Source organism: Mangrovimonas sp. DI 80, from assembly GCF_001975575.1.
In the GTDB taxonomy this organism is placed as follows: domain Bacteria; phylum Bacteroidota; class Bacteroidia; order Flavobacteriales; family Flavobacteriaceae; genus Mangrovimonas_A; species Mangrovimonas_A xylaniphaga.
This window is the reverse complement of the sequence record NZ_MSDT01000002.1, coordinates 220,406-232,173: the sequence shown is the minus strand read 5'-3', so window position 1 is coordinate 232,173 and position 11,768 is coordinate 220,406. Positions and strand designations below refer to the sequence as shown.

9 protein-coding genes and 1 pseudogene are annotated in these 11,768 nt (G+C 33.7%); all 10 read left to right on the top strand.

Annotated features, from left to right (window positions below; genetic code table 11):
- Nucleotides 1–178 precede the first annotated feature (178 nt).
- The 10 genes and pseudogenes from BKM32_RS01695 to BKM32_RS01650 all read left to right on the top strand — a co-directional run bounded on the left by BKM32_RS01695 (nucleotide 179) and on the right by BKM32_RS01650 (nucleotide 11,513).
- Nucleotides 179–1,243 (top strand): NAD-dependent epimerase/dehydratase family protein, encoded by a 1,065-nt coding sequence (locus BKM32_RS01695; protein WP_076662280.1) that lies wholly within the window; start codon nucleotides 179–181, stop codon nucleotides 1,241–1,243.
- A 3-nt stretch (nucleotides 1,244–1,246) separates the two neighbouring features.
- Nucleotides 1,247–2,317: an NAD-dependent epimerase/dehydratase family protein gene (locus BKM32_RS01690; protein WP_076662279.1), complete on the top strand. Its 1,071-nt coding sequence runs from the start codon at nucleotides 1,247–1,249 to the stop codon at nucleotides 2,315–2,317.
- A gap of 13 nt (nucleotides 2,318–2,330) precedes the next feature.
- Entirely contained in the window at nucleotides 2,331–3,188 is an 858-nt protein-coding gene (locus BKM32_RS01685) for an ABC transporter permease (protein ID WP_076662278.1), read from the top strand.
- Between the two features lie 105 nt (nucleotides 3,189–3,293).
- Complete coding sequence (locus BKM32_RS01680; RefSeq protein WP_076662277.1) at nucleotides 3,294–4,628, top strand: ABC transporter ATP-binding protein; 1,335 nt, start codon at nucleotides 3,294–3,296, stop codon at nucleotides 4,626–4,628.
- Between the two features lie 2 nt (nucleotides 4,629–4,630).
- Nucleotides 4,631–6,052: a sulfotransferase gene (locus BKM32_RS01675; protein ID WP_076662276.1), complete on the top strand. Its 1,422-nt coding sequence runs from the start codon at nucleotides 4,631–4,633 to the stop codon at nucleotides 6,050–6,052.
- A gap of 56 nt (nucleotides 6,053–6,108) precedes the next feature.
- Nucleotides 6,109–6,339, top strand: a pseudogene (locus tag BKM32_RS16655) (glycosyltransferase family 2 protein); the annotation flags it as partial.
- 9 nt (nucleotides 6,340–6,348) lie between these two features.
- On the top strand, nucleotides 6,349–6,627 hold the full coding sequence (locus BKM32_RS01665; protein WP_076662275.1) for a hypothetical protein: 279 nt from the start codon (nucleotides 6,349–6,351) through the stop codon (nucleotides 6,625–6,627).
- A gap of 779 nt (nucleotides 6,628–7,406) precedes the next feature.
- Nucleotides 7,407–9,176 carry an ABC transporter ATP-binding protein gene (locus tag BKM32_RS01660; RefSeq protein ID WP_076662274.1) on the top strand — a complete coding sequence of 590 codons (1,770 nt, stop codon included), beginning with the start codon at nucleotides 7,407–7,409 and terminating at the stop codon, nucleotides 9,174–9,176.
- A gap of 172 nt (nucleotides 9,177–9,348) precedes the next feature.
- Nucleotides 9,349–10,251: a sulfotransferase gene (locus BKM32_RS01655; protein WP_076662273.1), complete on the top strand. Its 903-nt coding sequence runs from the start codon at nucleotides 9,349–9,351 to the stop codon at nucleotides 10,249–10,251.
- 176 nt (nucleotides 10,252–10,427) lie between these two features.
- Entirely contained in the window at nucleotides 10,428–11,513 is a 1,086-nt protein-coding gene (locus tag BKM32_RS01650; protein WP_123812045.1) for a hypothetical protein, read from the top strand.
- Nucleotides 11,514–11,768 lie beyond the last annotated feature (255 nt).

The following is an 11,768-nucleotide window of genomic DNA, read 5'->3' as shown; positions in this document are numbered from 1 at the left end:
CATTTAAAGGACAATTTTAATAGCTTGTAAAGCTATATTTAATATTTATGAATTCACTTGATTTATAGTAGAATTCATTTAAATTTGAGAGTTGTAAAAATGTAATGTCTCTGATTGTCAGTTGTATTGATGGTTGGTTGAACTGAATTTAGAAACACAGATAAGAAATATTTAGGATATGAAAAAATTAATAGTAACAGGATCATCGGGATTGGTTGGGTCTGAGGTTTGTAAGCACTTTGATAAATTGGGTTGGAAAATCTATGGCATCGATGCCAATCAAAGAGCTGTCTTTTTTGGAGAGAAAGGCGATACGCGTTGGAATCAAGCTAGATTAGAAAAAGAATTGAACGCTTTTACGCATGTAGAGTTGGATATTCGCGATCGCGAAGGGGTCTTGAAAACCATTAAAGACATCGCTCCAGATGCCATCGTGCACACCGCTGCACAACCAAGTCATGATCGTGCGGCAGACATTCCATTTGATGATTTTGATACTAATGCTGTAGGAACGTTCAATATGTTGGAAGCGACACGTCAATATTCTACAAATATTCCTTTTGTGCATTTGTCCACTAATAAGGTTTATGGTGATGCTCCTAATAGAATTCCAATGGTAGAATTGGAGACGCGTTGGGACTATGCGGCTGAAAAGTATTTGACTGGAATTGCTGAAGATTTTACCATAGACCAAAGTAAACACTCTTTGTTTGGAGCCTCTAAAGTTGCTGCTGATATTTGTGTGCAGGAGTATGGAAGGTATTTTGATATGCCAACTTGTGTGCTTAGAGGAGGCTGTTTAACTGGTCCAAATCATACAGGTGTAGAACTTCATGGCTTCTTGAGTTATTTGGTGAAATGTAATTTGGATGGGACACAGTACACTGTTTTTGGTTATAAAGGAAAACAAGTAAGGGATAATATTCATTCATATGACATCTCAAGATTCATTGAAGAGTTTATAAAGGCTCCGAGAGTTGCCGAGGTATATAATTTAGGAGGAGGAAAGGATAATACCTGTTCTATTTTGGAAGCATTTAAAATTGCTGAAAAGTATTCAGGTAAACCTATGAACTACGTGTATTCTGATAAGAACAGAGAGGGTGACCACATCTGTTATTACAGTGATTTAAGAAAAATGAAAGCACACTATCCTGATTGGGATATTACAATCTCCTTAGATGAAACCATAAGACAGATAGTTGAGTCGTGGAAAACACGTTTGGTAGAACAAGAAGGGTAATATATGAAGATTTTTATTACAGGAATCTGTGGGTTTGTTGGATCTACCATTGCTAGGCATTTGAAAAAAACAAATCCGGATTTCGAAATTTTCGGGTTGGATAGTTTTATTCGCACTGGGAGTTGGACCAATCTGAAACCTATGCAGGATTTGGGTATTACGGTATTTAAAGGCGATATTAGGAATGCTAGTGATTTGGAAGTGATTCCCCAAGCTGATTTTTTAATTGATGCCGCGGCGAATCCTTCTGTATTGGCAGGGGTTGATGGGAAAACCAGTAGTAGACAGCTCGTTGAGCATAATTTAGGAGGCACTATTAACCTTTTGGAATATTGTAAGCAACATAAGGCTGGCTTTGTATTATTATCCACAAGTAGAGTATATTCTATTCCAGATTTGGCAAGCTTGCAAATGTCTGAACAAAATAAAGCCTTCACACCAAATAGGGACCAAGTATTCCCTGCTGGTATTACCGAGAAAGGGGTGAATGAAACTTATAGTACCTTACCTCCTGTTTCATTGTACGGTAGTACCAAAGTAACCTCAGAACATTTAGCGTTGGAATATGGCGAAACCTTTGGGTTTCCAGTATGGGTGAACCGTTGTGGGGTGCTTGCGGGTGCGGGGCAGTTTGGACACCCTGCTCAAGGTATTTTTGCCTTCTGGATTCACAGTTTCCAAGAGAATCGACCATTAAAATATATCGGTTTTGGTGGGTCAGGCTATCAAGTTAGGGATTGTTTACATCCCAATGATTTGGCAGAACTTATTTTGAAGCAGATGAAGGAGCCTAAAAATTCAAGGAAACCAAAAATTGTTAATGTAAGTGGAGGCCTAGAGAATTCTATGTCCTTAGCACAATTAACAGCTTGGTGTGAAACAAATATTGGTCCAAATACTGTAGAAAGTACTAATACAGAACGGCCATTTGATATTCCTTGGATGGTATTGGATTCAGAAAAGGTTAATGAAGTTTGGGGCTGGGCTCCTAAAATAAATATAGAAAATATTTTACTGGAAATAGCTGCTTTTGCCAAAAAACAAGAGGGCTGGTGTGAGTTAAGTGCACGATAAGAAATTTGATATAATGAAGGAAAATTCAAAGCAAGATTGGGATATTGTAATCGAGCCACAATCTAGTTTATTTGCTGTTGACTTTAAAAGTATTTGGCGTTATCGGGATCTTTTAAAGATGTTTGTAAAGCGTGATGTGATAACCATTTATAAGCAAACTGTACTGGGACCTATTTGGTATGTGGTACAACCTTTACTAACTACTTTAATGTTTTTGGTGATTTTTAATCGTATTGCCCGCATTTCTACGGATGGGATACCTCCTGTTTTATTTTATTTGAGTGGTGTAACCATATGGAATTATTTTTCGGAAACCTTTAAAAGTACCTCGGAAACCTTTAAAACTAACCAAGATATCTTTGGGAAAGTGTTTTTCCCAAGGTTAATTGTGCCTTTATCAAAAGTAATTGGTGGACTGATAAAGTTTGTTATTCAATTTGGGCTTTTTATAGTTGTATATCTCTATTATTGGTTAACAGGGCAATTGACGGTACAATTAAATTCTACACTTTTTCTCTTTCCTTTATTACTGCTTTTAATGGCCGGTTTTGGTATGGGGGCAGGTATTTTATTTACTTCGCTTACCGCCAAGTATCGCGATCTTACCTTTTTATTAATCTTTGCAGTGCAATTAATGATGTATGTGTCATCGGTAATAGCGCCTTTTTCAAGCGTGCCTGAGGCTATGCAAACGTATTTATTTTGGAATCCATTTATCCATATTATAGAAGCCTTTCGTTATATGTTTTTGGGTAGTGGTTTGTTTTCTTGGTTTGGCTTGGCATATACTACCGTTTTGATGCTAGTTGTATTAGCGGTAGGAGTTCTGGTCTTTAATAAGACAGAGAAGACCTTTATGGACACGGTTTAAAAAAATCATACTATAATTATCACTATAAGGGAGTGGCATGTATTTTGAAAATGACTATCCGTATCAATGCTATGTGATACTGTAATAAAGTTTATTAACGCATAAATGAAACAGGAAAAAACTAAACTAGATTGTACAATTATATCTGTAAATGAGGAAGAGGTGGTGTTAAGGGTAGAGCATCTCTCCAAAATCTACAGGTTAGGAGAAGTTGGTACCGGTACTATCAGTCACGATTTAAATCGTTGGTGGGCTAGGGTTCGCGGTAAAGAAGACCCCTTTTCAAAAGTGGGTGCTACTAACGATCGTACCCAGAAGGCAGAGAAAGGGGAGTATGTCAAGGTTTTAGATAATATCAACTTTGAGGTTAAAAAAGGAGAAGTATTGGGTATTATTGGTAAAAACGGTGCCGGAAAGAGTACCTTGCTTAAAGTCATCTCTCAAATTACAGCCCCTACTTTTGGGGCCATAAAGGCAAAAGGCCGTATAGCCTCTTTATTGGAGGTGGGAACAGGGATGAATCCTGAAATGACAGGGAAGGAAAATGTGTATTTGAACGGTACTATATTAGGAATGACCAAAAAGGAGATCGATGCCAAATATGACGAGATTATGGAGTTTGCAGGCTGTGCCAAGTATTCGGATACACCAGTAAAGCGTTATAGTTCTGGGATGAAAGTGCGTTTAGGTTTTGCCGTAGCGGCCTTTTTAGAACCAGAAATTTTAATTGTGGATGAGGTCTTGGCCGTTGGTGATGCTGAGTTTCAAAAGAAGGCCATTGGAAAGATGAAAGAAATCAGTAGTGGTGGTGGTCGCACGGTTTTGTTTGTAAGCCATAATATGGCTAGTATTCAGAATTTGTGTGATAGAGGGCTATTGTTAAAAAATGGACAGGTAGAATTTATAGGTGATATAGAAGATACTATAACACAATATTTAACAATGGATGCTGTTTTAAAAGTTAACACTAATAATTTAGATACCTCTCAACGTAAAGGAAATGGCCTTGTTCAACTTTTAACTATATCAACTGCAAGAAATTTAAATGACTTGAATAACATAATAGAGGATGCTGTTACAGGAAAGCCTTTTTTTATAAAATTAAATTATAATTCTAAGGTTGACATTGGAAATGTTATTTTTTCTATAGGCTTTTTTACGGATGTTAGTAAAACTTTCGTGACCGCTCTCCGTTCTGATTGTATAACAAAAGTATTTGATCTAAAAAAAGGAGAAGGGCAACTTATTTTTAAAATTGATAAATTTCCTTTTATGGAAGGGAGATATAGTTTAAACTTTTTAATTAAGGATAATATTGAACAGTACGACTGGTTAAGAAATGCTTGCACTATAAATGTAATTAATGGCGATTTTTATGGAACAGGGATTTTACCTAATTCAGGTAAAGAAGGAGTATGTTTGAATTTTGAAATTTTGTAATTATGGCTATCTATACAAATATTTTTAGATCCTTTTTATTTAAGTCTAGGTTTGTACTTCGAGAAGTATTGGACTACCATAATAATGAAATAGAAGATAATAAAAAAACAATTATGATGAATCGTATAAGAGAAAAAGGTTCGTCAATATTTCTTAATGGAAAAGTTAAGATTACACATCCTGAGATGGTGTCTCTTGGAGATAATATTCATATAGGTGATAACGCATATATTCATTCAGATGGAGGGTTAATTATAGGGGATAATACTCATATTAGTAGAAATTTAGTGATCTATACTAGTAGTCATGAATATAATGGGGATGCTATACCTTATAATAATGAACGAATATACAAATCTGTATGTATTGAGCGTAATGTTTGGATTGGGATGAATGTTTGTATTTGTCCTGGGGTAACTATAGGAGAGGGAGCTATTATAGGATTAGGTTGTGTTGTTTCTAAGGATGTGCCTCCTTATTCAATAGTGGGTAATGCGCCACAAAGAATTTTAAAGGATAGAGATATCGATTCTTATAATAAAAATAAAGAGAGGCAGCGGTTTGGGGGTGTTAACGGTAAACCTGTTTCTTTAGAATCTTCTTACGATGTGATGCATTTGGAGCATCAACCTTTTTTTATTGTCGGGACTGGACGATCAGGAAGTGAAACCATATCTAAAATATTGTCACAGCATCCAAACGTGACATGCCGTCATGAACCTAAAGGGAGGTTAATTAAGTTATCTACGGAATATGCACAGGGAAGTATTTCTAAAGAAAGAGTTAAACAAGAGTTGGTTAATTTATATTCCCAAGTTTCTGTTGTTACCACAGACTTTTATGGCGAATCGGACCAAAAATATTCAAACCTCATTAGTATTTTGTTTGAGATATTTCCCAAGTCTAAATTTATTTGGTTGATAAGGGAAGCAAAGCCTACTATTACTTCTATGTATAGTAGGGGGTGGTTTTGTGATAGGGAGTACGGTTATCGTATAAGAAAAGATAAATGTATTCCGGCTTTAAACACTGGAAGAAATTACACTATAGGACGTTTGGATGGTTCCAAAATAGAAGGTGTTAATTTAACAGAAAATGAGTGGAAAGAAATGACTCCTTTTGAAAGAAATTGTTGGTATTGGTCTTATTGGAATTCTGTAATAGAAACTCAATTTCAAAGCTTGCCAAATGAAAGCAAGTTATTTATACGACTTGAAGATATCAATGATAAGATTAATGTTATTTTGGAATTTTTAAGTCTTCCCAATTTCGAGTTTCAAGTGTTGAGATCAAACCAAGCTCAATATCAATTATTAGGAAATTGGACTATAGAAGATGAGGAGGCATATAAAAAGTGGTGTCAAGAAAAAATGACCATTTGGTACGATAATAATTTTACAATTTACAATTGTGAGTTACAGTAGTTATTCCTTTATTTAACAGGGAAAGTGTCAAATTATAAACTTTATCTGATTTTGGATGTATAGTTGTAGATGATGGTTCAACTGATAATACAATTGCAAAGCAGTATATCTCCCAAGATAGTCAATTTAGACTAATTCATAGGAGTCGACTTCCCAAAGGAGCAAATACCTGTAGGAATATAGGTTTAAAAGAAGCTGAGGCTGATTATGTCGTTTTTTTAGACTTAGATGGTATACTTAGCGATAATTTTTTGGAGTCTCAATTAAATGCTTTGAATAGTTCTTAAGCAGATGAAATGATTTCCCAAATCATAGAATTTAAACATGACATATCTTTAGGTAGGGAAAGGTATCATGATTTTGAAATAAATTTATCAGGCTATCTTGAGAGAAAATGTTTATGGTTGACTTCTGTTGTTTTTTGGAAGAAAGAGGCCATTGTTGGCGTTGGTGGTTTTGATGAAGGCATCATGAAATGGCAGGATTGGCTAAAGGAATTATTTTTTTGCAAAACAATGGGGGTATTATGTATTATCGTTCTTCTTTGGATGAACATCAAATATCCAATTCACTGAATAGGGATGAATTTAACTTTGATAAATATTACCATACTAGAATTTTAGCACTTCGGTATTTGTCTAGTTTAGAAGAAAAGAAATATTTGCTGAATCATTTAATGTCAGTTTGATAAAAAATGTTAGCTCCAGTAGGTTTAGGGCAAATATTTTGGTGATTTTATGTCTTCACTCACATTCAATAAAACCATTATTTGAATATTTCAGGTAGCAAGGCTAAGATTTTTTGTAGCTTATTATTGTGCTTTTACTAAAATAATTATCTTAGTGTTAGGTGATTGAGTATTTTTTTGGTAAAATTGATTAATTGGAATTAGAAAAAAGCCTTGTCTCAGAAAACTTATTCGATTAAATAAAAAGGACTTCACCTATAGGACCGATAAATTTAGTAAGCTTTGCATTTCCAAAAGGATAGGTTAAGTTGTTGATTTTCGTTTGTTTTAATATTGTTTTTTGCAACATAATATTGTTTTAAAATAATGGGGAGTAATTAAGCTGTGAAGGAATAATTATTGGGCTCCTCGGGAGTGCTTTTTCCAAAATTTATACAAAGAGGTTATATACAGAAAGAAAAAGTTATATTGTTAAATAGGCTAAAAAGTAATCTCCTTTGGGTGAAATTGAATAATTGAGTTAATTAAAGGTTTACGTTTAGTCTTTTTCTTTTCTAGTAAGTTAAGACCTAACAAGGGTTAAGCATTGGAATAACCGTGTTGTTAAGAAATCAGAGAATAGCCTTATTTTGAAAGACAAAAAATTAGTTAAGAACTTGTTGCTCTATGAAATCACAAATAAAAGAATTACTGAAACATAATTTTTCGAGTCTAGCTTTTTATTACAGATTTCTTGGGTTTTCAATTATTTGGATGCTGTCTATGAGCCTGCTTGTTGGGTTATTGGATGGTCTAGGTCTTGCCATGTTTGTGCCTTTATTACAGCTTGTTTCTGGGGATAATCGGAAGATTAATCCTGAGATGATTGGTAATTTACGATTCTTAATTGATGGGCTAAATTCTTTTGGACTAGAATTGAATTTAATAGTTGTTTTATCTGTTATAGCTTTCTTTTTTACGTTAAAAGGGATTGCTAAATGGCTCGAACAATTTTTAAGAGTAGTGTACAATCAAAAACTAATAAGGAACGCGAGATTGCAATTATTAAGAAATCTTACCAATTTAAATTACAGTTTTTTTATAAATCACAGTTCTGGGCGATTGCAAAATGCTATGACGGGAGAAGTATGGCGTTTGGCCCAAGGTTTCTATAGCTATAGTGCTATGTTCCAGAATTTAATATTGTTGATTACTTACTTGGCTTTGGCTTTTTTTGCCAACCCCACCTTCGCCATTATGGTAATGCTTGGAGGAGGCTTGACTAATTTCTTGTTTAGAATGTTTTATAAAAAGACCAAACAACTGTCTTTATGTCTCGTTTCAGAGCAAAATAGTTTACAAAGTTTGGTGATTCAATTTGTGGCCAATTTTAAATATCTTAAAGCGACCAATAGAACTAAAAATTATTCAAAACATCTAAGAGATAAAATTATAGAAGTAGAATTAACTAATCGTAAAATTGGAGAGATTGATAGTTTGTCTGCGGGATTCCGAGAACCATTATTGATTTATATTCTTATAGTGGTTATTTGTATTCAAGCATATTTTCTTAAAGGTAATATAGGGTCAGTGATTGTAAGCCTTTTGTTTCTTTATCGAGGTTTGTCATCTGTAGTGCTTCTACAAAGTTCTTATAATAGATTTCTAAGTTTTCATGGCTCTATAGAAAATTACGATAAGTTAAATAATGAATTAAAAAAAGGTGTACAGCAGTTTTCAGATAATGAGATTCAAGACATTCGTAATTCCGTAGTCTTTGAAAATGTTTCTTTCGCATATAATGATAAGGTTATATTAAGCAATGTTAATTTTCGAGTAAATAAAGGTGAGTTGATAGGTGTTATAGGAGAAAGCGGCTCTGGTAAAACTACTTTGATTAATTTAATTGCGGGTTTAATAAGACCAGGAGGAGGGGATATTAAAATTGACGGAGCAAGTCTTGTTGATATTAATGTACCTTCTTACCAAAATAGAATAGGATATATCACTCAAGAACCTATAATTTTTGAGGATTCAATTTTTAATAATGTTACTTTTTGGGATACACCTTCAAAAGCAAATCTTGATCGATTTTGTAATGCCGTTAGGAAGGCGCATATTTTTGATTTTATTGATAGTTTGCCTTTAAAGGAACATGAGGTTATAGGATTGAATGGTGCTAATCTAAGTGGTGGTCAAAAGCAGAGATTATCTATAGCAAGAGAGTTGTATAAAAACATCGATTTTTTGCTATTGGATGAGGCTACTTCCGCATTAGATCAAGAAACCCAGAAACAGATTACGAAAACAATTATGGAGTTGAAAAAGGACTTGGCAATTGTTTACATTACTCACAATCTTGATCATTTGAAAGGTTTTTCCAAGGTCTTTGAAGTGGCAAATGGCAATTTAATAGAGAAATCAAATACGAATAGCTCTAGTCATTCATATTTTTAAATACATAGAGTAAGCTTTTACTAAAAAAGGTAAGGATCGGTTTGACTTTTAGGGAGGCAGTAATATTGTGATTTTAAATATTTATTGATGCTTTTTTGCAACTGATAATTTTTGTTCGATATGAGCTTAAAAAAATAATATTCGTTGTTTGTTAAATTAACTTTACTATCCGATGAAACCTCCAATTTTTATTACAGGAATGCCTAGATCTGGTACAACATGGTTGGGGAAAATTTTTCTTTCCTCTGGGGAGTTTAATGAAAAATCTGAACCATTTAATCCTGTTGTTAAAAACTGGCATTATAAGGTGACGGGGTGGTATGATTATATTGAAAATAGGAGTGCCTCATTGGAAAGAGCTTTAGGTCTTAGAACAGATTTAAAATGGTTTTGGACTGAGATAAATTACAATAGTGCAAATGGTCTTAGATATGCTCTAGGAAATGTGAAGCTTATGTTGTTTTCAAAACGGATTTTACTCAAAGATCCCATAGGTTTTTTTAATGCTGATTTTTTCTATCGAAATTATGAGATGCTGCCTGTCATTATAATAAAACATCCTGCTTCCATAGTTTGTAGCGCTCAACGAGTTGGATGGAAGTTTAGAATGTCACATTTGGTTGAAAACAAAAAATTGATGCAAGGTTTGGAAAGTTTGGGGCTTGATTTAGATCGTTGGAAAACTAATTATCAAAAGTATGATTCAGATGTTGAAGAGATATGTGAAATATGGAATTTTTTTATTCATATAATTGAAATGTGGGCGGAAGTATATAAAAATTGGGGTTTTATCAAACTTGAAGATTTAATAATGGATCCAATTAATATGACAGAAAATTTATTTTTGAAAACTGGCCTTGAATTTACAGATCGAACATTGGCTTATCTTAATGAAACTATGAATAATAATGTTGTTATTTCAGAAAATGATCGTCGTGCACATATTCGTAATCGCAATTCAAAATTTGATATTAATTCATGGAAAAATAGGTTAAGTTCTTCAGAAATTGATGCCATAAGGAAAACTACTTTTGATTTTGGAAAGAATCTGTATCCGGAATTTTATCAAGTTTAAATTGTTTAGTTCAAATTCGTTTCGAAAATGATTTTTTAAATGGTGAGTTATTTACGAAATGTTTATATTTAAGGAAACAACAATATAATATGGACAAACCAAAAATACTTTACATTTCATCTGTATTGCCGGATACGAGTTGTGGTGCCAGAATAGCCATTTATAGGCATTTTGTGTTGAGGGATGATTTCCATATAGCTATTGCTTCTTATGATCTAAAAAATGAACATATCAAAGACCAATTTTCAATAAAACGTCGAAAATTAGGTGAAATTTTGTATAAAACAAGATTTGCACGATACTACTATAATTTTATTTTCATTTCTAATTGGTATTTGATGCCAAAAGGGTTAGTGAATTATGTGAAAGCTTTCGATCCGGATGTCATAATGACAGTTCCTGATAATCTGCATTCGGGTTTTGCGCTTCAATTGGCTGAGCTACTTAATAAACCATTGGTGGCAGATTACCAGGATCTTTTTCCTTTGTCTTTATTCTTTCCTCAATATTGTAAGCCTTACAATTGGGTTAGGAAGTTTTTAATGAAGAAATACCATAAATTAAATGCTTCTGCAGATAAGGTGCTTTATACAAGTGAGGGGATGTTTGATTTTTTTGGGCGTTCTAGAAATGGGAAAGTGTTGTATCCGATTGGTCACGCCATACCTAAAATTGAATCAGCTTTAGAGACTAATGATAATGGGAAATTTACGATTCTTTACGCAGGAAATTGCTATGGTTCTTACGGCGAGATGTTGCTAAGATTAGCTAAGGAAATTATGCAATCTGAAAATTTACACCTAAAAATTTTTCCGGCCGGAAATGATTGGAGTAAAGATGATATTTCCCTTATGGCAAATGCAGGGATTTACCAGTCTTTTTTGCCATTTGAGGAGCTTAAGAAGGAACTTCAAAAAGCGGATGCCTTTTTAACGGTAATGAGTTTTAAAGAGGTAGAAAAGCCTTTTGTTCAAACAAGTTTTACAACTAAATGGCTTGATTATGCGCCATATGGAAAACCAATTTTTGTTTGGGCTCCCAAATATTCAAGTGCTTCAATTTTTGCTGAAAAGCATAGGTGTGGATTTGTTTGTGATATAAATGATGCCAAACTAGTCATGGGAAGTTTTCAAAAGGCGCTAAAGGACAGGAGCTTGGCGCGTTTGTTTGGTGAAAATGCTCAAAAAGTTTCTGACACTATTCTTAATGCAGAAAATATTCATAGTATATTAAAGGATACCATCAAGGAATTAACTGCCTAATTATATTTTATTACTATGTATGGTTAGCTTTTTTGTCTTCTTCTTCTTCTTCTTCTTCTTCTTCTTCTTCTTCTTCTTCACTCATGTACGATATGTCCAAATCATGTCAGTAGCGGTAAATTTTGTGAATTGTTTCCGGTAAGTTATTTGCGGATTGACGATTGTGAAAAGTATTCACATTAGCTATTAATTGATGTATAGAAAGGAGTTTGCTATTCAATTAATTGAGTGCAAAGAATAAGATTGATGCCTAAA

Excerpts from the sequence above, each read along its gene's own strand:
- BKM32_RS01690 (WP_076662279.1), top strand. The coding sequence starts at position 1,247 with ATGAAGATTTTTATTACAGGAATCTGTGGGTTTGTTGGATCTACCATT.
- BKM32_RS01695 (WP_076662280.1), top strand. The coding sequence starts at position 179 with ATGAAAAAATTAATAGTAACAGGATCATCGGGATTGGTTGGGTCTGAG.
- BKM32_RS01660 (WP_076662274.1), top strand. The coding sequence starts at position 7,407 with ATGAAATCACAAATAAAAGAATTACTGAAACATAATTTTTCGAGTCTA.
- BKM32_RS01685 (WP_076662278.1), top strand. The coding sequence starts at position 2,331 with ATGAAGGAAAATTCAAAGCAAGATTGGGATATTGTAATCGAGCCACAA.
- BKM32_RS01655 (WP_076662273.1), top strand. The coding sequence starts at position 9,349 with ATGAAACCTCCAATTTTTATTACAGGAATGCCTAGATCTGGTACAACA.
- BKM32_RS01680 (WP_076662277.1), top strand. The coding sequence starts at position 3,294 with ATGAAACAGGAAAAAACTAAACTAGATTGTACAATTATATCTGTAAAT.
- BKM32_RS01675 (WP_076662276.1), top strand. The coding sequence starts at position 4,631 with ATGGCTATCTATACAAATATTTTTAGATCCTTTTTATTTAAGTCTAGG.
- BKM32_RS01665 (WP_076662275.1), top strand. The coding sequence starts at position 6,349 with ATGATTTCCCAAATCATAGAATTTAAACATGACATATCTTTAGGTAGG.